This window comes from Litoreibacter sp. (genome assembly GCF_039974535.1).
Classification (GTDB): domain Bacteria; phylum Pseudomonadota; class Alphaproteobacteria; order Rhodobacterales; family Rhodobacteraceae; genus Litoreibacter.
The window spans coordinates 29,038-48,795 of record NZ_JBDWIU010000012.1; the positions used below are offsets into that span (position 1 = coordinate 29,038).

At 56.1% G+C, this 19,758-nt stretch carries 23 protein-coding genes; 9 read left to right on the plus strand and 14 right to left on the minus strand.

Annotated features, from left to right (window positions below):
- Positions 1-7 precede the first annotated feature (7 nt).
- A complete protein-coding gene (locus tag ABJN86_RS13070; RefSeq protein WP_348363706.1) occupies positions 8-898 on the plus strand; it encodes a DMT family transporter in 891 nt (296 codons plus the stop codon).
- A 23-nt stretch (positions 899-921) separates the two neighbouring features.
- Here the strand turns inward: ABJN86_RS13070 and ABJN86_RS13075 are convergent, their stop codons facing one another.
- Together ABJN86_RS13075 and ABJN86_RS13080 are read right to left on the minus strand one after the other, a co-directional pair.
- Entirely contained in the window at positions 922-2,028 is a 1,107-nt protein-coding gene (locus ABJN86_RS13075; protein ID WP_348363705.1) for a class II histone deacetylase, read from the minus strand.
- A complete protein-coding gene (locus ABJN86_RS13080; protein WP_348363704.1) occupies positions 2,025-2,261 on the minus strand; it encodes a hypothetical protein in 237 nt (78 codons plus the stop codon). The genes ABJN86_RS13075 and ABJN86_RS13080 overlap by 4 nt, the downstream gene beginning before the upstream one ends.
- A 130-nt stretch (positions 2,262-2,391) precedes the next feature.
- On the opposite strand from ABJN86_RS13080, the gene ABJN86_RS13085 reads away from it, so the two are divergent.
- Together ABJN86_RS13085 and ABJN86_RS13090 are read left to right on the plus strand one after the other, a co-directional pair.
- Complete coding sequence (locus ABJN86_RS13085; protein WP_348363702.1) at positions 2,392-3,108, plus strand: M48 family metallopeptidase; 717 nt, start codon at positions 2,392-2,394, stop codon at positions 3,106-3,108.
- Complete coding sequence (locus tag ABJN86_RS13090; RefSeq protein ID WP_348363700.1) at positions 3,105-3,470, plus strand: diacylglycerol kinase; 366 nt, start codon at positions 3,105-3,107, stop codon at positions 3,468-3,470. The genes ABJN86_RS13085 and ABJN86_RS13090 overlap by 4 nt, the downstream gene beginning before the upstream one ends.
- A gap of 1 nt (position 3,471) precedes the next feature.
- Here the strand turns inward: ABJN86_RS13090 and ABJN86_RS13095 are convergent, their stop codons facing one another.
- Positions 3,472-3,642 (minus strand): hypothetical protein, encoded by a 171-nt coding sequence (locus ABJN86_RS13095; RefSeq protein WP_348363698.1) that lies wholly within the window; start codon positions 3,640-3,642, stop codon positions 3,472-3,474.
- A gap of 87 nt (positions 3,643-3,729) precedes the next feature.
- Between ABJN86_RS13095 and ABJN86_RS13100 the strand changes: the two genes are divergently transcribed.
- A complete protein-coding gene (locus tag ABJN86_RS13100; RefSeq protein WP_348363696.1) occupies positions 3,730-4,083 on the plus strand; it encodes a YigZ family protein in 354 nt (117 codons plus the stop codon).
- Between the two features lie 426 nt (positions 4,084-4,509).
- On the opposite strand, the gene ABJN86_RS13105 is transcribed toward ABJN86_RS13100, so the two are convergent.
- Together ABJN86_RS13105 and rimO are read right to left on the minus strand one after the other, a co-directional pair.
- Positions 4,510-5,265 carry an abortive infection family protein gene (locus tag ABJN86_RS13105; RefSeq protein ID WP_348363695.1) on the minus strand — a complete coding sequence of 252 codons (756 nt, stop codon included), beginning with the start codon at positions 5,263-5,265 and terminating at the stop codon, positions 4,510-4,512.
- 3 nt (positions 5,266-5,268) lie between these two features.
- Entirely contained in the window at positions 5,269-6,654 is a 1,386-nt protein-coding gene (rimO, locus tag ABJN86_RS13110) for a 30S ribosomal protein S12 methylthiotransferase RimO (RefSeq protein WP_348432272.1), read from the minus strand.
- Between the two features lie 136 nt (positions 6,655-6,790).
- Here rimO and ABJN86_RS13115 point away from each other — a divergent pair, with 136 nt between their 5' ends.
- Together ABJN86_RS13115 and ABJN86_RS13120 are read left to right on the plus strand one after the other, a co-directional pair.
- A complete protein-coding gene (locus ABJN86_RS13115; protein WP_348363691.1) occupies positions 6,791-7,198 on the plus strand; it encodes a WYL domain-containing protein in 408 nt (135 codons plus the stop codon).
- Positions 7,199-8,374: 1,176 nt separating this feature from the next.
- Positions 8,375-8,509 (plus strand): hypothetical protein, encoded by a 135-nt coding sequence (locus ABJN86_RS13120; RefSeq protein WP_348363686.1) that lies wholly within the window; start codon positions 8,375-8,377, stop codon positions 8,507-8,509.
- A 35-nt stretch (positions 8,510-8,544) separates the two neighbouring features.
- Here the strand turns inward: ABJN86_RS13120 and ABJN86_RS13125 are convergent, their stop codons facing one another.
- Together ABJN86_RS13125 and ABJN86_RS13130 are read right to left on the minus strand one after the other, a co-directional pair.
- Entirely contained in the window at positions 8,545-8,880 is a 336-nt protein-coding gene (locus ABJN86_RS13125) for a hypothetical protein (protein ID WP_348363685.1), read from the minus strand.
- 65 nt (positions 8,881-8,945) lie between these two features.
- Positions 8,946-9,251, minus strand: a complete 306-nt coding sequence (locus ABJN86_RS13130) for a hypothetical protein (RefSeq protein WP_348363683.1) — start codon at positions 9,249-9,251, stop codon at positions 8,946-8,948.
- Between the two features lie 231 nt (positions 9,252-9,482).
- Between ABJN86_RS13130 and ABJN86_RS13135 the strand changes: the two genes are divergently transcribed.
- Positions 9,483-11,483: an AsmA family protein gene (locus ABJN86_RS13135; protein WP_348363681.1), complete on the plus strand. Its 2,001-nt coding sequence runs from the start codon at positions 9,483-9,485 to the stop codon at positions 11,481-11,483.
- On the opposite strand, the gene ABJN86_RS13140 is transcribed toward ABJN86_RS13135, so the two are convergent.
- From ABJN86_RS13140 to ABJN86_RS13155, 4 genes are all read right to left on the minus strand, one after another.
- On the minus strand, positions 11,480-12,604 hold the full coding sequence (locus ABJN86_RS13140; RefSeq protein WP_348363679.1) for a hypothetical protein: 1,125 nt from the start codon (positions 12,602-12,604) through the stop codon (positions 11,480-11,482). The two genes, ABJN86_RS13135 and ABJN86_RS13140, sit on opposite strands and share 4 nt — an antisense overlap.
- Positions 12,605-12,809: 205 nt before the next feature.
- The gene (locus tag ABJN86_RS13145) at positions 12,810-13,493 is read right to left on the minus strand and encodes a hypothetical protein (RefSeq protein WP_348377727.1); all 684 of its coding nucleotides are present in this window, start codon (positions 13,491-13,493) and stop codon (positions 12,810-12,812) included.
- Positions 13,494-13,613: 120 nt separating this feature from the next.
- Positions 13,614-14,192, minus strand: a complete 579-nt coding sequence (locus ABJN86_RS13150) for a GcrA family cell cycle regulator (protein ID WP_348363676.1) — start codon at positions 14,190-14,192, stop codon at positions 13,614-13,616.
- Positions 14,193-14,375: 183 nt separating this feature from the next.
- Positions 14,376-14,918: a superoxide dismutase family protein gene (locus ABJN86_RS13155; protein WP_348363675.1), complete on the minus strand. Its 543-nt coding sequence runs from the start codon at positions 14,916-14,918 to the stop codon at positions 14,376-14,378.
- A 325-nt stretch (positions 14,919-15,243) separates the two neighbouring features.
- Between ABJN86_RS13155 and ABJN86_RS13160 the strand changes: the two genes are divergently transcribed.
- Together ABJN86_RS13160 and argF are read left to right on the plus strand one after the other, a co-directional pair.
- A complete protein-coding gene (locus ABJN86_RS13160) occupies positions 15,244-16,422 on the plus strand; it encodes an aspartate aminotransferase family protein (RefSeq protein ID WP_348363674.1) in 1,179 nt (392 codons plus the stop codon).
- Positions 16,419-17,324, plus strand: coding sequence for an ornithine carbamoyltransferase (argF, locus tag ABJN86_RS13165; RefSeq protein WP_348363673.1), 906 nt, complete (start codon positions 16,419-16,421; stop codon positions 17,322-17,324). Before ABJN86_RS13160 ends, argF begins: the two co-directional genes overlap by 4 nt.
- Before the next feature lie 74 nt (positions 17,325-17,398).
- Here the strand turns inward: argF and ABJN86_RS13170 are convergent, their stop codons facing one another.
- From ABJN86_RS13170 to ABJN86_RS13180, 3 genes are all read right to left on the minus strand, one after another.
- Positions 17,399-17,677 (minus strand): helix-turn-helix transcriptional regulator, encoded by a 279-nt coding sequence (locus ABJN86_RS13170; protein ID WP_348363672.1) that lies wholly within the window; start codon positions 17,675-17,677, stop codon positions 17,399-17,401.
- 326 nt (positions 17,678-18,003) lie between these two features.
- Positions 18,004-18,840, minus strand: coding sequence for a pyrroline-5-carboxylate reductase (gene proC / locus ABJN86_RS13175; RefSeq protein ID WP_348363670.1), 837 nt, complete (start codon positions 18,838-18,840; stop codon positions 18,004-18,006).
- Positions 18,833-19,756, minus strand: coding sequence for an aminotransferase class IV (locus ABJN86_RS13180; protein ID WP_348363669.1), 924 nt, complete (start codon positions 19,754-19,756; stop codon positions 18,833-18,835). The genes proC and ABJN86_RS13180 overlap by 8 nt, the downstream gene beginning before the upstream one ends.
- Positions 19,757-19,758: the final 2 nt, after the last annotated feature.

A 19,758-nucleotide genomic window follows, 5' to 3' on the forward strand; every position in this document is an offset into this window, starting at 1 on the left:
GAGACCTTTGGCCCTTTGGATTTATGTCTCAGTGTTTGCTGCCTTCATGCAAAACCTGCGGTTCATGCTGCAAAAGCACCTGAAGTCGACGAAGTTGTCGACAGGGGGTGCTACCTTCTCTCGTTTCTTGTTTTCCAGCCCGCTGGTGGCAATTGGTATCTGGGCGTATCTGACTGCGACGCAGACCACCTTTCCATCTCTCAGCGGCACTTTTTGGGCCTACGCCATGACCGGTGGGGTTGCTCAGATACTCGCCACGGCCTGCGTGGTCGCATTGTTTGCGGAGCGGAATTTTGCGGTCGGGATCGTGTTCAAGAAAACCGAAGTGATGCTGACTGCCCTGATCGGGCTGCTGGTGTTGGGCGAGGGGATATCGCGATTGGGCGTTATCGCTATTGTGATCGGCTTTGCTGGTGTGCTGTTGCTCTCGGAGCCGCCCAAAGGTGGCGCGCGTTTTTTGAATAAGGCGGCAGGCTTCGGCTTGGGATCGGGACTATTGTTCGGCGTGTCTGCGGTTGGTTATCGCGGTGCCGCTTTGCAAATTGACAACCCTGACGTGTTTGTGCGCGCGGGGGTGACTTTGGCGATGGTGACGGCATATCAGACGCTGATCATGGCCATTTGGTTGGCGTGGCGCGACAAAGGCGAGATCAGCCGTGTGGTCGCAACATGGCGGGTGTCGTCACTTGTCGGTGTGACGTCGATGCTTGGGTCTTTCGGGTGGTTCGTGGCTTTTGCCCTGCAAACCGCGGCCTATGTGAAGGCCGTTGGGCAGGTGGAGCTGGTTTTCACCTTCATCGCCTCCTACTTCATCTTCAAAGAACGGAGTACCCGCAAGGAGCTGGCGGGTATCGCGTTGATCGTGCTCAGTATTTTGGTGCTCGTTTCCGTCCTCTAGGGTTGCGTTGGCCTATGTGTAATTCACCGGAAAAGGTCTTCCAATTCGGTGATGAATTCACTGTGCATTCGCATCAAACGCTCGGATGGTTGACGAAGGTTCAACGTGTCGGCCATAGGGTCGGGCGCGGTGATTGAGCTGCCGGACATTTGCTGCAAAACGCTGTGGCCGCAAAAGGGGACATAAACCTCTGAATAGCCACCTTCATGGACCAGAACCAATCGGTCGCCGCAAAGATCGGCCGCTGCGTCCATCACCATTTCGGTCATGGCGCGAAACGTCTCGGCGGTGGCCAACATGCGCGATAGTGGATCAATTGCGGCGGCGTCGTATCCGCAGGCCACGATAATGACGTCTGGTTGGAAGTCAGACAGGGCGGGCAGAACCAAACGCTCCATTGCCTCAATGTAGAGAGCGTGACCACCACCGGGGGGCAGCGGGATATTCATGTTGAAGCCTTCGCCTGCGCCAACGCCACGATCTTCCGCGTCACCTGTATCCATCGGGTAGTTGCGTTCTTGGTGCAGGGATATGGTCAGCACGTCATCACGGTCATAGAAGACGGCTTCCGTGCCGTTCCCGTGGTGCACATCCCAATCGATGATGGCCACACGGTCGGTTAAATGGTGCGCCAACGCCGCCTCAACCGCTATGCCGATATTGGCCAGTAAGCAGAACCCGTTGGGGAAGTCTGGCAAGCAATGGTGGCCAGGTGGGCGTGACAAAGCGTAGGAGTTGATCATCTCCCCTTGCAGAACCGAAAACAGCGCCTCCTTGGCGAGGCCAGCCGATTGGGTGGCAATCTCAAATCCGCCTTGCGCAAAGGGGGTGCGCAATCCCAGCGACCCGCCACCCGCATCTGACGCATTTTTGAACTTCTGTAAAAAAGCTTCAGGATGAACGCGCAACAGATCCTCCCAGCTGACGGGTTGGGCCGAGGCGTTGTGTAACTCCTTGGTCAAGCCAGTGACGTCGAGAAGGTTCTTCAATCGGCGTTTGGTTTCGGGGTTTTCGGGTAACCCGCCAGCCGCTAGAGGCTGCACCAGTCCGCCAAGGGGTAGGGTGAAGGCGAAGTCGCCGCCCGCGTGCCAAAAGCACTTCTCATCCCAGAAAAATCCGGTCTTATTCATGGCTTGCCTGACAGCCGATAGCTGCCCTCCGGTAGGTCCAATGCCGCCGCGAGGTCGCGAATTTGCTGCATGGATATTGTTAACTTGTTCACGCGATCAGTGTGTGGGTCGAGCTGCTCAACTGTGATGCAATCCTCAAACGCGTTGATGGAGACGTCGCCTTGGAGGTGACGATCCCCTTCATCAATTAGAGTGACTAGGGTGGCGTCGAACTCGTGCTCGATTGTGAACATTGGGTCTCCTGCGGTGTTTTCATTACGCTCACCGTAGGGTGGGAGGCCGTGAAATTGCAAATGCTCATCTGTGGGCTTGGCGCGCCGAGCCAGTCCGGCTACATTCATAAAAAATGTAAGAGGTTTATTGATGCGCTTATTGCTATCTTTGTTAGCCGCCACGGCCTTGGGAGCATGCACGGTTGAGACGGCGAACACGCCGGCCTCTGAGCCAGCTCCAAAACCAACTGTAAAGGCTAAGAAAAATGAGCCACCACAGCTATCTTCACGCAATGCCGTAGCCAATTTCCGTGCCGTGGTTCGCCGCGTGGAGCCTATTGCGGAACGTGAATGCCGTCAGCGAACTCCTGATCAGAATTGCGACTTCAAGATCGTTGTGGATGAGCGAACCAATCAGCCGCCAAACGCATTTCAGACATTGGATAGATCGGGGCGCCCGATCATTGGATTTACCATCGCCTTGATCGCGGATGCGCGGAACCAAGACGAGATTGCCTTTGTCATGGGGCATGAAGCGGCGCACCATATCTCCCGCCACTTGTCGGAACAGCGACAAACAGCGGTTGGTGGAGCCATTATCGGCGGCATCATCGCTGCCTCTGTTGGTTTGGATGTGAACGCTGGTCAGCAGTTGGGCGGCACGGTTGGCGCGAGGGCGTATTCGAAGGATAACGAGCTGGAAGCCGATGCCTTGGGCACAGTTATTGCCAAGCGGTCAGGATATAATCCGGTGCTGGGGGCGCAGTTCTTTAATCGAATCCCTGATCCGGGCGATCAATTCCTGGGGACGCATCCGCCCAACGCGAGCCGTATTGAGACCGTGCGCCGCGTTAATTCTCAGCTTTGAACGAGTTTGCAAGACGCGAATGGCAGCGGTTTGTAAACCGCTGTCTTTGGTCGTGGCAAGGTGTGGTTGCCACGTGGAAAGGTGAGCCGAGTTTTCGGTTTTGGATTTTTCTGAACGTTTGTTCAGCAGGGCTTGCTTTTGCAGTGCCATTGAGCGCCGAGGGACGTGCTTTGATCCTTGCCTTGGGCCTGCTGATATTGGCCGCAGAGGCTTTAAATACAGGCGTCGAGGCGGCTGTTGACCGATCCGGTTTGGAGCATGAACCGCTGGGCAAATACGCCAAGGACGCCGCCAGCGCTGGGGTGGCTTTGACGGCGTTTTCTGCGGGGGTGGCTTGGGTGGTTTTGCTTGCGGGAAACTGAGCTACTTTGGGCAGGCAGGATAGAGTGAATTTGGGTTTTCGGCGTCCAGCCCGATAGCACAGATCGAGACATTTAAGTGTTGATCTTCAATGCGTTGGCTAAGAGCCAGAACGGCTGTGGCCGCGGTGATGAGGATGGCTGACGCGAGTGAGATCGTCTTGAGGCTGGTCATTGGGCGGGTCCTGTATCTTATCGATTTCCCTTTCAACGACTGCCCGACGGGGTTCCGTCGAAAAAACTTCTGACCTAGGGTGCGCGGATGATCCAGCTTGAAAATATCCTGACCGATCGCGGCTCAAAATATGCGGTATCTGGCGCACCTGTGACCACGCGTCAGGAGGCAGCGGGGTTTGTTAAGTCGCTGTGCCGAAACAAGAAATACGCCAAGGCCACGCATAACACATGGGCGGTGATCCTGCCTGACGGCACACCTGTAAAGAACGACGACGGCGAGAGCGGAGCGGGGATGGTGATCCTGCGCATGTTGGAGCGCGAGGAGCTGGTGGGCGAGGTTATCGTGGTCACCCGCTGGTTTGGTGGGGTGAAGCTGGGCGGGGACCGGTTCCGGCGGGTGCAGGACTGCGTGCGGATGTATTTCGAGGCGAGAGATTAACGCGCCGAACGGGGGGCGTTTTGGGCCTGCGACCTGAAGGGGGCGCTGGGCGTGGTTAACGCCTGTGTTTACTGGGGAAATGAGTGTCTGCGACGGGTATGCAATGCGTCTGCAACGTGTCGGGCAAGGTGTGGGTATTTGGGCTGGTTAATGGGGCGTGCGGCGGGAAGCGTTAAGGATTGGTGAGGGCCGTTTAGGGGAGGGTTGAAGCCGTCTTGGAAACTGTCGAAGACAGTGTCGGCGTAATACAGGCGAAGCCCCGAACGGGTGCTGGTCTGGGTGGAGCATTTAGGGGAGTGCTTGGACCTCGGGGCGGGTGCGAAGCGCCCTCCCCATGGGGGAGGTCCGGGCGCTGCCCGGCGATGCCGGGCGGGAGGCGTTTTTCACTTAGTCAATTGTTCTGAATTGGCAGTGTAAAGAGCTTGGTTAACTGTTCTGAGACTTTTGAGCTTGCCAAGTCTCCGTCACAAAGGTCGCCATTGTCCCTGCAAGATTTACAGCGAGAGAAGCGTGTCGCGGCTTTGGTTTGATCGGTTTTGGTTGGTCGACATGTGCGTCACCAAGTTTATTTCTAAGTGATGAAATATTGGCGACGATCGAAGTACAGTTACCAAGAATGGTCTTGAACACTATTTCGTGGTGCTGACTTGGGCTTAGGTTCAGAGACTTTGCACACTTTCCCCAGAGTTTTGGGATGTCATCTTTATTAGAATACTCAATGTTAAGATCATTCAGGATAGCTTTGCACGTTGCTTCAAGAAGCGTACGAGCCATGGTGATAGCGCCTTCGGGATCATTTGTAACTCTGTTGTTTGCCTTGTCCCAAAACGCGTGGACGTCCGCTTCCCCGTGTATTTTTAGTTTCTCAGTTGTGATTTTTGCGATTGGATTTGTCTCGTCAAACTCCAATCTTTCTATCATTGGGGCAAAGGCCTGCCAGATTAGATTTCTTCGTTCAGCATATGTGGTTTTTTCATATTTGATCCATCCCCAGAACTGTTCCAATCCGCTGCACCGCCGTAGGAAATCTGGCGACAGATCTTTTACAAGTGGTGACCCTGCGATTTCTTGGCGTAGTTTTTTGTATTCTGCATCGCCTCCATTAAAGCTTTGACCTGTGGCCTCTGCAACAAGTCCATTTTGCAATCGATGGACACGATCTAAAAAACTATCGTCAAACATTTGCTACTCCGCCGTTAAACGCCCCCATAAATCATACTCCCCAGCCTCATCCACCAGCACGTTGATCATATCGCCAGCCTTCAAGCCCTCAAACCCCTCGTCGATGAACAGGTTCCCGTCGATCTCGGGCGCGTCTGATGTGGTGCGGCAAGTGGCGGCCTCTGCGTCCACCTCGTCCACGATCACTTGGATGGTGGTGCCGACCTTGGCGGCCAGCTTGGCCTCGGATATGGCTTGGGCTTTCTCCATGAAGCGGTTCCAGCGGTCTTGTTTGACCTCGGCGTCCACGTGATCGGGCAGGGCGTTGCTGCGCGCCCCATCGACGTTTTCATATTGAAAGCAGCCGACACGGTCCAACTGCGCCTCGTCCAGCCAGTCCAGCAGGGTTTGGAACTCGGCCTCCGTCTCGCCGGGATAGCCGACGATAAACGTAGAGCGCAGGGTGATGTCGGGGCATTCCGCGCGCCATGCGGTGATCTCGTCCAGCGTGCGCGCGGCGGCGGCAGGGCGGGCCATGCGTTTGAGCACATCGGGGTGCGCGTGCTGGAAGGGGATGTCCATATAGGGCAGCAGGGCGTTGGCGGGATCGGCCATGGGCGAGATCAGCTCGCGCACATGCGGGTAGGGGTAGACGTAGTGCAGCCGCACCCACAGGTCCTTTTGCGCACCAAGCTGGCCAAGCTCGCGGGCCAGATCGAGGATGGGCGCCTTGGAGGGGCGATCTTTCCAGTCGGTGCCGTAAGCGGAGGTGTCTTGGGAGATGACGAGGAGCTCCTTGACGCCGGCCTCCACCAGCTTCTCGGCCTCGCGGATCACCGCCTTTTGCGGGCGGGAGGCGAGGCGGCCGCGCATGTCGGGGATGATGCAGAACTTGCACTTGTGGTTACAGCCCTCGGAGATCTTGAGGTAGCTGTAGTGGCGCGGGGTGAGGGAGACGCCGGTTGCTGGCAGGAGGTCGATGAAGGGATCGGGGCTTGGCGGCACGGCTTGGTGGACCGCGTCGAGGACTTGTTCGTACTGGTGCGGCCCCGTGACGGCGAGCACGCTTGGGTGGGTGCCGCGGATGTAGTCTTCCTCCGCGCCGAGGCAACCGGTGACGATGACCTTGCCGTTTTCCGTGAGGGCCTCGCCGATGGCATCCAGGGATTCGGCCTTGGCGCTGTCGAGGAAGCCGCAGGTGTTGACGATCACGGCTTCGGCGCCGGAGTAGTCGGGGGAGATGGCGTAGCCCTCGGCCCGCAGCCTTGTGAGGATGCGCTCGCTGTCGACCAAGGCTTTGGGGCATCCGAGGGACACCATGCCGATCTTGGGCTGGTTGTCGCGCGGGGCCTCCGAGAGCTTGAGCTTCGGGGCAAGGTCGGGGCGGAGGTTTGGAGGGTTCTGAGCCATGAGGGGGCGTATACGCTGCTCGGGCGTCAGGGGGAAGTGGCTGCATTTGTCGCTGTGGACTGTGGCGTTTTTGCGGGACTAACATCGCCCGCCGCCTTAGGGTCGAATGAAACACAGATACGAGGGGGCTTAAGCCATGCGGTTGGGCGTTGTAGAAATTGGGTTGGTGGTCGCGGTTGCTTGCGCATCGTCGGCCTTTGGGCAGTCGAAGTTTGAGGCGCCGCTGTGTGAGGCGGCGAAGACGGGGCGTGTGGTTGAGATGGTCTACGACAAGGACGCCAGCAAAGGATGCGCGCCGCGCCTTGTGGATGTGCACCAAGTGGCGATTGGCAACAACGGCAAGCTGTATATGCACGGCTACCAAACCCGCGGCTGCACCAAGGGGCGGGATTATGCGTCCAAGCGGATTTTCAGGCTGGATAAGACGAAGTCGGTGGAGCTGATCGACGGCGCGTTCGGCGAGAAGTCTCAGGCCGTGAAGCTGGAAGGCTGGGACGGCTGCATTGGGTCGAATTGCTTTATTGAGAAGAATATCTGCGAGTAGGGTTTCTTTCGTGACAGTACTTTATCCTTTGAGTGTGTGGTCCTGATCTGAATGAGCGAAATGGAAATTGTAGAAATGAAGAATCAGCCAATCTTCGAAACAATAAGTATGGGTGGAAACGGAGCGAGGTTGAGTGAAAGACACAATAACTGGAAGAAATTTCTATGATTGGAGAAATGTTGTGAAGCTTTTTAACCCTTTATCAAAAAACACTTCTTTCGAAATTCCGTTGTGGATAAGCCTGTGGATAGGGAGCTCAAGGTTCTAGTTTTTGACGATAAACAACCAATTTCTATTGATTTTTTAAAACCCCACTTTCTGTGTATTAACACAGACCACGTTTTTAAGGAATCGGAAGCTCTTGCAAAAGACTTTCGTCAACCATTTTTTGTGCATAAAAGTGGTAAAAATTCAGTTGATGAGCCGTCGATAATACTCGATGTTGTGTTTGTGGATGCGGAGGAAGCTAAAGCTACACCCTCCGCATCTACGTGCCGTCCAAGGCAGCTAGTCATGAAAAAAAGAGCGCAATTTGGCCTTTTGCTGCTCCGTCTTCCTTCCACAATTTAGACGCGTGACTAGCTTTTTGACAAGTTAAATTTCTTCTTCGGAAGGGATTACGTTTGCTTCTCTAAAAATGACGCTTGAGCAAAAGATCAATATGATTTCATTCAAGATGGCTGAACCTCATAATAATAACTTTTAGGCATAGCGATCTTCAGTGCAAACTGTTGCGAGCGAGTTTAAATGGTTCCCGTGCCGAAGCACCATGTTTGTGGCAGTCATTGGGGCGATAAGGCGAAGCTGCGGTTTTGTCCCAAATAAAAATTTGATCCTGCGCCAGAGCTTCCGCCCGCGCTAAACCGCTGTAGTCTGCGCGCGGAGGGCCTACCGTGGGCAAAAGCCCATAAGAGGAACAGGCCCCATGCGTTGGGTTTTTCGAATTGTGATCACCTTGATCATCCTTGCCGTGATCGTCGTGGCGGGGTTGTTTTTGATCCCCACCGACAAGATCGCCCGCATCGCGGAAGACCAGTTTGAAAAGAATGCCGGCCGCGCGCTTAGCATTGGGGGGATGTGTCGCCACAGATATTCCCACGCTTTGATACGGGCTTCTCGGTGTTGTTGGATGAGGCTTAGTGTCGGATGAAACAGAGATGTTCGGGGGCTTAAGCCATGCGATTAGGTACTGTGGGAATTGGGGTGGCGGTCTCGCTTGGCTGTGTCTCGTCGGCCTTTGGGCAGTCGGAGTTCGAGGCGCCGCTGTGTGAGGCGGCGAAGACGGCTGCATCGGGTCAAACTGTTTCATAAAAGAGAACATCTGTGAGTAACGCGCCGAGGGTCGCTCAATACCCCATACCACTTTGGCGTTGCATTGCGGTTTCGTAATCGAAGACCGCTTTTTTACAGCTCTCGGTGGTTGTGGTTTTGCACCTTACGGGACTGCCCTGGACCTTGACCTGATAGTAGGCCGTGTCGAGGTCGAATTCAGACCGGAGTGGCGGCTTCGACAGGGTTTCGACACCGAAAAGCTTCTCCGCGAATTCCTCGGCGGTGTAGACTTTTTCTGCAAGTACGAATTCCTCGGTTTTTCCGGTCTTTGAGACGCTTCCTGGGATTGCAAATTCGCAGCCGCTAAGCGCGAAGGTCGATAGTATTGCGGCGAGTTGAAGCTTGTACATTTTTTCACTCATCTATTTGAAATATATATTTATTGTTGTTTAAAGCTCTGAATCCTTGGTCAGACTCAATACCCCATATCGCGCTCTCTTCTTTCTTCCCTCTTGGCCCTGTGCAACGTGAACTCGCAGCCCGCTTCCGTTGCGGTTACGCAAGAATACGCCTTGCCTTTCACGACGATGGCCCAAACTTCCTCGCCCGCTGACCTGCCATTCAATGCGATTGCGCGTCGAACGCGGTAGTCGGTGCCGTCGATTGTTACTTTGCCGTCTGGCAATGGCGAGGTGGCAACCTTCACAAGTATCGGGATTTCCTCAACAGAGCAGGCACTGATGGCTAGAAGGGCAAACAAGCCCCAACTTAACTTTCTCATTGATCCAGAACCCCTTGTTTTGAGTAATTGACCTAATTTACTCCGCGCCCAAATTCCGAGCGTCACCAATTTTGATGACAGCCGACAATTTATTTGCCCCACTTTCGTTCATGGCTAGGGCCTTCAATTTGGTAGCTTGAAGTGATGTTATGCGTCCGCCTGCGCTAAAACGTTGTAGCCCGCTCGTGTACGGCCTAACTTGGGCAAAAGCCCATCAGAGGAGCAGGCCCCATGCGTTGGATTTTTCGAATTGTGATCACCTTGATCATCTTTGCCGTGATCATAGTGGCGGGGTTGTTCTTGGTCCCCACCGACAAGATCGCGCGTATCGCCGAAGACCAGTTTGAGAAAAACACCGGCCGCGCGCTTAGCATTGCGGGGGAGGTCTCGCCGCAGATATTCCCGCGCTTGGGCGTGAAGCTGGAAGACGTCGCGATCTCCAACGCGGAGTGGTCGGGCAAAGGGCCTATGCTGGAGGCCGCCTCGATGGAGATGGGCGTGGGCTTCTCGGCGTTGATGGGCGGCGAGATTGTAGTTGAGGCCTTTGATATCCAATCGCCTGTGATCCGACTGGAGAAATCCAAAGACGGCCAAGCCAACTGGGAGTTCCTCTCTGAGCTTGGCGGCGAGGACGACGGCGATGAGGGAGGCGCGACGGATGTGTCTTTGCCTTTGGCGCAGATCACTAATGGCTCGGTTGAGTTTGTGGACGCCCAAGCGGGCCAATCCTACGCGCTGAGCGCCTTGGACGCGACGCTGCGATTGGCGGATTTGAGCGGCACCGGTCAGGTGGACATGTCTGGCATCTACAAGGGGCAATCCGTGAAGGTTGCAGGCACGATCAACGGCGTGCAGCAAATGCTGGATGGCGGCGTGCAAGGCGTGGATCTGACCGCAAGTGCTGGCGGCAACACGGTCACATTCAAGGGCAACGCTGGGATAGACCCCGTGCAGGCCAAAGGCGCGTTAACCGGTGCGGTGAACGACCAGACAGCGTTGTTCGCGATGATTGACCAAACCCCGCCGTTGATCCCCATCGGGCTGGGTCAAAAGGTGAATGTATCTGGCGAGCTGACGATGACCGACGCCCAAATGTTCCTGCGCGGAGCAACCTTGGATTTGGACCACAATCGCTTCACCGGCGACTTGGATGTGGCGTTGAAGAACACGCCCTATGTGACGGCGCGCATGGCAGGCGGGGACATCGACTTCTCGGCCATGAGCACGGACACCTCGGAAGGGGACGGGGCGGCGAACGCAGGTGCGGGCGGTTGGTCGGACGCGCGGATCGATGTGTCCGGTTTGTCGGGCGTGAACGGGGAGTTCTCGTTGAAGGTGAACTCGCTTGATCTGGGATCGTTGCAATTGGCGGCCACGGATATGGCGGGGACGCTGGACCGGTCGCGCTTGGTTTTGAACCTGGCGAAAGTTGGCGTGTTTGGCGGTGCCGTATCCGGGCAATTCGTGGTCAATGGCCGCGGTGGCTTGTCCGTGGGCGGCGACATGAAGGCCAGCGGCGTGTCGATGCAGAAGGTTTTGACCGACTTTGCGGGGTTTGAGCGCTTGGTGGGTGATGCGTCCATGTCGATCAAGTTCTTGGGCGTGGGCAACACGATGAACGAGATCATGAACGGGCTGTCAGGGTCCGGGCGCATGGACGTGGGCAGCGGCGAATTGCTGGGGCTGGACGTGGCTGGCATGATCAAAAACCTCGATGCATCCTATCAGGGCGACGGTTCCAAGACGGTGTTTGACGACATTACCGCCAGCTACACGATCGATGGCGGGGTGCTCAGCAACTCGGACCTGAACTTTGCGGCGGAGTTGATGACGGCGACGGGCAGCGGCGTGGTTGATTTGGGGGGGCAGACCCTCAAGTATCGCTTGGTTCCAGTTGCCTTGGCGGGGCGTTTGGAAGGCGGCATTCGCGTGCCGGTGATCGTTGAGGGGCCGTGGAGCGACGTGCGCTTCCGTCCTGACCTGAAGGCGCTGATCGACACCGAGCTGGAGGCGCAAAAAGAAAAACTAAAAGCCGCCGCGAAAGCCAAGGAAGATGAGTTGAAGGCCAAAGCGAAAGCCAAGGAGGACGAGCTGAAAGCCAAGGCCGCCGCCAAGCTTAAGGACGAGCTGGGCGTGAGCGTACAACAGGGCCAAAGCGCCGAAGACGCGTTGAAAGAGGGCCTTGAGAACAAAGCCAAAGATGCGTTGCGTGGATTGTTGGGTGGGAATTAGCCGCCCCCAAATGGCCCTTCGTCCGTATCATGCGCGATATTGGGGGAGGGCCTTGTGACTGGCACATTTCGGTAGAGCCGCACGGAGGCGAAGAGCATAGCAAATGGGGCCACGAGCAACATCAACCACAAAAGCGCTGACAGGCTGGCCGCGCCTAAGCCTAGAGCCCCCATCCTCATCTGGATGAGTGCCTGTTTCGGGGAAAAAACGAAGATGTTGAAGCTTGTCATGCTTGCATAGGTAAAAATGATTGCGCCCACTAGGGCAGGGAACCACAGCGTGGCTTGCTTTGCCCTGTGGCTAGAGAACACGAGCATTGCTGCGAACAGAAGCGGGATGGTGACGTTTCTATACTGCGGCGCTGGTGGGCTTTGGGTCAGCACATTCAAGAACGTTTCAAACCGGCTGGGCGCATGGGATATCGCAGATGCGGCAAGAAGATCTGGCCCCCAAAAGAGGACAACGTGCGCAAGCCAAGCCGCCACCAGCAGACCGCCCCAAAGACGCAGCCTATGGGGGGCGTTCTTGAAGGTCACCGCGAAGGAAAATGTATACAGCGCAAAGGCGTAATGACCCGCGTAGGGGGGCGACACGCCCCAAACCAAAAGCGCCTGAACGACGAGAGTTATTGCGGATAGGACGAGGATGAACCGTGTCAGGTTGCGCGTGCCGAATGTTGTTGAGATCCAAATAGCAGCGCAAATTGGCACGATGCTCGACAACAAAGAGAGGCCTGATGATAAGAACAGATAGACCTTAGTATGCATGTGGGTGAGGATTGGCGCTGCCAGCTCCGAGAGCACGACGGATGCGCCTGCCACGAAAAGAAGGAAAGCACTGACCGCGAATGCGGCTGGCCTTGCGGCGTTTACGGGTAAGAAAGCCGCAATCACGACGGGCGGAAGGCATAGCAAGGCGAGATGGCCAAAGTGGCTCACCATTTGAGACCCCGTCACAATTAACGACCCAATCGTATTGTTGGGGGTCCCCTGAAAATCAATTTGCGTGAACGCAGCCGGAATAGAAAGCGTCAGCACATCACAGGCGCTAATGACGACTAAGATGCCCAAGAAGACTTGCAGCGGAAGTACATTGGATGAGGGTGGTGTTGAAGTAGCCAAAATTGACATCCTATAAAAGTAACCTGGCTTTAAAAGTAACCTAGCCGGCGTTGGTAGGGGACAGACCGTCAAATGTGAGGCCTTTTGACAGTTGCTTAGCGTGCCCCTCAGAACCCGACAAGTATCAGGTCGGCGAAATATAGAGCCGACGCGAATTGCCTTGCGGGGATGATTGTGAACCTAGGCGGAAATAGCGGCCTTTAGCTTAGCGGGCGCTCATCACCGCGGGGATGTCCTTGAGCTGCCGTCTGCTGTTGCTGGCGGGTTCCGCCCACATCAAGAAGCGTTCTTCTACCTGACCGTAGGGGGGCGCACCGATCGACGGGGGCGTCGGGAACTTCGAGGCGCTCATAAAGGCGCGTGGCGGGCCACCCCTGCCGCGCTGCGGGCCAATCGTTGCCTGCTCGCGGCTTTCGCGTTTGAATACAGCGTCAACAGACTCCCCCCCATCCGAACAGTAGCAATCCTTCATATAGGCCATACGCATGCCAGTGTCTGGATTGGGATATTGCATCATGTGGACGCGGCCAACGATCAAAACGCCACCGTATTTTTTGATCCCTTTGGCGATCTGATTGTTGATTTGTTTGACCTCGCGGTAGAGCGCGGTGTGCATCGACATGGTGTAGGCGAAAGAGGAAGCGCGCAAGGCAACCTCCGCCAAGCCCTCGCGGCCGGATCTGCGAGTGACGCCTAGGCTGGGTCTCATGCTGGAGGCCCCATAACCACGGCCACTTCTGCTGTATCGCTTATGGCCGTGAATTTTCTTTCCGGCGGGGCCGTTCATGTCACCAATTTTTTCGGGCTCAGATGTGGTCACATAGGATGGGGAAAGGGGGTTTTGAAGCATGTAGAATTGGATGCCCCAATCGGCCTTCCATTTGGTCATAACAAAGCGTTGGTTACCCACGGCGCACCTATAAATTGACTAAATAACGGGGGCGCAAAAATAAACGCCACACCGGTTAAGGTATGGCGCAAATTCACTTTTAGCAAGGCCGTGTTCTGATTACCGGCGACGGTCGCGGCGTGCGGACATCGGCTGGAATGCTACGCCCACATGGGCCTCGCAATAGGGCTTTCCGGCCTGAGCTGGAAGGCCGCAGAACCAGAAGTCATCTGTAGCAGGATCGCCTACGGGCCATTTGCATGTGCGCTCTGTCAGCTCCATCACGGACAGCTTCTTTGCCTTCTTTTCGACCTCGCGAACGGAGGCCAAGGCCTCTGGGCTGATCTCATTGGCGGACGGCTGTGGTGGCAGTGGCTGGCCAGCGGTCACGATCAGCTTTGGGCGCACCATTGGCTTGTTCGCGGGAGCGGCAGGCTTTGGCTCAGGCGTCGCAGCGGCGGCAGGGGCCGCCTTGGGTTTTTCGGCAGGCTTGGCCTTGGGCGCGGCCTTGGGCTTTGGCGTTGCCGCAGCTTTCGAGGAGCCAGCACCGGCGGAGCGGTTGGACAGTCCCAAGCGGTGCACCTTGCCGATGACGGCGTTACGGGTGACGCCGCCGAGTTCCTTAGCGATCTGCGAGGCGGATTTCCCTTCGCCCCACATTTTCTTCAACACTTCGACGCGATCATCGGTCCATGACATGCGGTGTAGCCTTTTCAAAACGACAAACCGCCCCAACTTTGATGGAAAGGGCGGTGTGTTCTTTTCCAGTTGCCCCCAATTTAGAGCCCAATGCGTCGGGATACAAGTTGGGATCACTGCTTGTTTGTAGGGATCCGTGCAAAGTTGGGGTAGCGCGGCCAGAAGGGGCCACGCGCTGGCGGCTTAGCCAGCCTTTACGATGCCGCAAACGATACGTACACCTGCGCCGCCAATGGGCTGTGTGATTTGATCGTCCTCATTGGCGTGGATGACGATTGCGGTGCCGTCTTCGTCCAACAACGGCTGATCGCCTTTATCCAAGAAGACCCCGGGCTTGAAGAATTGCAATTCGCCGACGCCGCTTTCCCCAACATATAGATTGCCCAGATCGCCTTTGCCCGGACCGATGGGATTGAGCAACCCATGTTCACCTTTGGCCTCGCCGTGGTGGCCGTGAGATGACTTGAAGCCAGTGTCCGCCGCGCAATGGGCCTTGCTGTGGAAATGCACGCCCTTCGCGCCCGGGGGCAGATCTGTGACTTTGAGGTGGACCAAAACCCCATGCGGGCTTTGAGTGATTTCAGCGGCTCCGACCTGTGTGCCATCAATGTTGTGCAACGCGACCTGCGCCGAAGAAATATGCCCGCCTGCCAACGAGATTTGAGTGCTAAGGCCAAGGGCGCCAATCATGGCGGCACAGACGCGTAGTCGGTTTGTGTGTTTCATGGATTATTTCCTATGTTGAGTGAACGTACACACAGAAAACACGGCTTCGGCTTCCTTTATTCGATAAAAATACTCGGCCATTTTGACGCAGGCATCCTGACGGCCTCAGAATAGAGAAAAAGCTAGACACACCTGCGTGGGCACCTTAGAGGCTATGCCATGATCAAACGTGCAAACATCACCATATTGCGACGCCGACGCTAATCTAGCGTCCGATCATCTGTGCGCATTGCGCACCACCTACCTTCATTCTTCATTCCAAATTGACTTGCCACGGAACTTCCTAACATATCTGGAATTCCTCTGCGTAAAGGGACCAAACGCGATGATACCTGCCGTACTGCCGACCTATTCACGGGCGAAAATGAGCTTTGAGACTGGCGAAGGGAGCTGGTTGATCGAGCGAGACGGCACGCGATACCTAGACATGGGCGCAGGCATCGCGGTGACGGGGCTTGGCCACGCGCATCCCGCCTTGGTCAAGGTGCTGCAAGATCAGGCCTCCCAGCTATGGCACACGTCGAACCTGTACCAGATGCCCAACCAAGAGGCCTTGGCGCAAAAGCTGTGCGACGCCAGCTTTGCCGACACGATGTTTTTCACCAACTCCGGCGCGGAAGCGATGGAATGCGCGATCAAGATGGCGCGCAAGTACTGGTACGACAAAGGCCAGCCGGAGCGGGTGAACATCATCACCTTCACCGGCTCGTTCCACGGGCGGACGCTGGCGACGATCTCGGCTGCGGGGGCCGAAAAGCTGACCACCGGATTTGGGCCACTGCTTGAGGGGTTCATCAACCTGCCAGCGGGCGACCATGACGCGCTGCAAGCTGCAATGGACGACACCATTGCCGCCGTGATTGTGGAGCCTGTGCAGGGCGAGGGGGGGATCATCCCGCTGCCCGACGCCTGCCTCAAAGGCTTGCGCGACCTATGTGACAGCACGGGCGCGTTGTTGGTTTTGGACGAAATTCAATGTGGCGTGGGTCGGACGGGCAAGCTGTTCGCTCATGAATGGTCGGGCATTACCCCCGACATTATGGCGGTGGCCAAGGGCATCGGCAACGGCTTCCCTTTGGGCGCATGTTTGGCGACAGAGGACGCGGCGAGCGGGATGACCGCTGGCACCCATGGCTCCACCTATGGGGGCAATCCGCTGGCCTGCGCCGTGGGTTGTGCTGTGATGGATATTGTCGCGGATCACGACTTTTTGGCGGAGGTCTCGCGCAAGTCCGGCCTACTACGCCAAAGCCTTGAGGGGTTGGTGGCGTCGCATCCGACGATTTTCGAGCTGGTGCGCGGCGCTGGCCTGATGATTGGCGTGAAGTGCGTGGTGCCAAATATGGACGTGGTGAACGCAGGTTACGGCGCGCAAGTTTTGACCGTTCCGGGCGGGGATAATGTTATCCGGTTGCTGCCCGCCATGACGATTAGCGACGAAGAAATTAGGGAGGCCGTGGACCGTTTGGATCGGGCCGCGACAGCCTTGGAGGGCAAAGAGTGAACCACTTTCTAGATATCCATAAAACCGACCCTGCCGACCTGCGCCGGATTGTTGACACGGCGTTGTCGACCAAGTTGGCGCGTGCCGGAAAGCCCAAGGGCGCGTTGGATGCAGAGCTGCCGTTGAAGGACCACATGGTCGCGCTGATCTTCGAGAAGCCGTCGACGCGGACCCGCGTGTCCTTTGATGTGGGTGTGCGCCAAATGGGCGGGCAGACGATGGTTTTATCCGGCTCTGACATGCAGTTGGGCCACGGCGAGACGATTGCTGACACTGCTCGCGTGTTGTCGCGTTATGTGGATCTGATCATGATGCGCACCTTTGAGGAAGACACGCTTTTGGAGATGGCTGAATACGCCACCGTGCCAGTGATCAACGGGCTGACCGACCGCACGCACCCCTGCCAAATCATGGCCGACATCCTGACGTTTGAGGAGCACAACGGTCCGATCAAAGGCAAAAAGGTTGTCTGGGCTGGGGACGGTAACAACGTGTTTGCCAGCTTCGCGCATGCGGCCAAGCAGTTCGAGTTTGATCTGGTGTTCTCTGGCCCGCAACCCTTGGACCCTGAGGAAGCTTTGAACGGGCTCTACACCACCGAGCGCAACCCGCAGGCAGCTGTTGAGGGCGCTGATCTGGTGGTCACGGACACTTGGGTGTCGATGCATGACCCACAATCCGCGCGCGAGCGTCGCCACAATCAATTGCGTGGCTATCAGGTTAACAAGGACTTGATGGATAACGCCAAGCCGGACGCACTATTCATGCACTGCCTGCCCGCGCACCGCGACGAGGAAGCCACGTCCGAGGTGATGGACGGGCCGAATTCGGTCGTGTTTGACGAGGCGGAGAACCGTTTGCACGCGCAAAAGGCCGTTATGCGGTGGTGCTTGGAAGGGTAGACTGTTGGCGGGCGTTCGCAGTCATGTGGACGCCCATTGGGCTAACCCAGAGGCGGGGCCTTAGATCGCCCGTTTTAACCGCAGCACCCGCTCGTGCATTGCGGCTTCTCAATTGGGTTTAGATCGCCCTGCGTGAGTGGGAAAGCGCCCGTTAGGGTCAACTCGGGCACTTGAAGCGCGTCGGAGAGTTTGGCGATAGTTGCTTGAGGCAGAATTGATAGGGCCTCTGCTTCAATCTTCGCTAATTTCCGTTCCGTAAGGCCGGACAGTTTGGCGAGCTTCGGTCGCCCGATTTTGCGCCCTTTGCGTATGGCTTTAAGGCGGTCACTTTTGATTTCTACAAGATCAGTCATGAGGCGTACCTATCAAGCTTGGTTGTGACATTCTAGGAGCAATGCGAGAAGCGAGAGAATGGCTGCTTGGAGCCCATTTTACCGTTTTTCTGCATCGCAGCTAAAATCGGCTTTCGGGAAACCGGCAAAACTGATCCTGAAATCACGGCCCAAACCGGACATTTAGCATGACTAGTTAGTGCGGTCGTTGCTTCCTTTTCGCTGCAGCCGCGAAACGAGTTTCGTAACCAAGGCCAGCCGTGCGGTTAAAGCAATGTACATCGATGCAAGTGGTCCGTTTAAGCAGGTTCACTCAATTTTGCAGAGCTCTTTATCTCAGTCTAGTGTTACCGCAATTTTGTAGTGTTCGCTGCAGCGAGTTCCTGGCTTCGGCACTGCGCGGCATTTATGGTGTTGCTCATGAGGTCCGTCAACGCGTCACTGCCAATCATTTGATCAAGACCAGCGGCGGTTGTACCGCCTTTGGAGGTGACTGCGTCACGTAGCGTGCTGGCATCGGCTCCTGGTGCAGCGAGCATCTTTCCAGCGCCTGCCACCGTTTGTAGAGCAAGCGTTTTGGCGAGATCCATTGGAAGGCCCAAGTCTGCTGCTGCTGCGGTCATCGCCTCGGCCATTGCAAAGACATATGCGGGACCAGATCCAGAAAGACCTGTGACAACATGGAGCAAGTCTTCTTGCGGAAGTTGAACTGACAATCCGACAGCGTCGAAAAGTGATTTTGCAAGCTCAACATCTGAAGGCGTGCTGGCCGTATTTGCAAACATCGCTGTTGCCCCAAGCCCAACGGAGGCAGGTAGGTTAGGCATTGCGCGGATGATCGGTGTCTGCGTACCCAAATGCTGTTCGAACAGGCCGATGGGGGCGCCGGCAGCGATTGAAACTACAACCGTGTCGCCACCGGAAAATTGTGCAAGATCGGGAAGGAGCGCGTCCAAGGTTTGCGGTTTGGTCGCGATCACGACCACGGCCGGCTTTTCCGGAAGAGACGTATTCAACCGAATGCCGCTTTGCGAGGACAGCCAATCAGACGGGGTTGGGTCCTGAATGGTGACGGCCTCTGGAGATAACCCAGCCACGAGCCATCCTTCCAATAGAGCTTGGCCGATGAAGCCACACCCGATCAAAACGAGGCCGCGCGTGTTGAGTTGTTTCATATTATCCATGCGTATTTTCTTCGACGAGTGTTTTGTACAGTGCACGAATACGTTTGGTCATGGTGTGGTCGCCATTGCCGATGGACTTGCCATCGATTTCGGCCACAGGCGTTTGTGCGCCAAATGTACCCGTTAAAAACGCCTCATCTGCGCCATAGGCCTCATAGAGCGAGTAGTTTTTCTCATGTACGGGAATGTCGTTGGCGCGGCACACGTCGATCACTTTTTGCCGTGTCACCCCATTCATGCAGTAGTCTCCGGTTGAGGTCCAAACCTCTCCGCGGCGCACAATGAAAAAGTTACACGCATTGGTGGTGTTCACAAAGCCATGCGGATCAAGCATGAGCGCCTCATCTGCGCCGGCTTGCTCGGCCTGCAGGCACGCAATGACACAATTTAGCTTGGAATGTGAGTTGTATTTCGCGTCTTGGCTCATGGGCAAACCGCGCACCTGCGGAACGGTGGCCAAGCGGATACCTTTGGCCAGCAAGCTGGTCGCTGGTTTGGAATGTTCAACAATCGCAACGATCGTTGGGCCAAAACGGCTTAGGCCGGGATGTTGAAACGGCTTGGCTTTGCGCCCGCGGGTGATCATCAACCGGCAATGCGCATCAGAGGTCATGCCATTGGCCTCTGCGGTCTTGTTCAAAATGTCCAGAATGTCGTCTGGGCCCATGCCGATATCAATCGACACTGACTTCAAGGAATTGAACAGGCGGTCCATGTGTTCATCAAAGAAGGCCCATTTTCCATTATACAGGCGCATCCCTTCCCACATGCCGTCGCCAAGCATAAAACCACTGTCATACACAGAAACCACAGCTTCAGCCTTGGGAACCAAATCTCCGTTCACATAGATCAGGATGTTGTCGTTGCGTGCGTCCTGCTCAGCATCATGTGTTGAGTGGCTATCAGTCTTCGTCATAC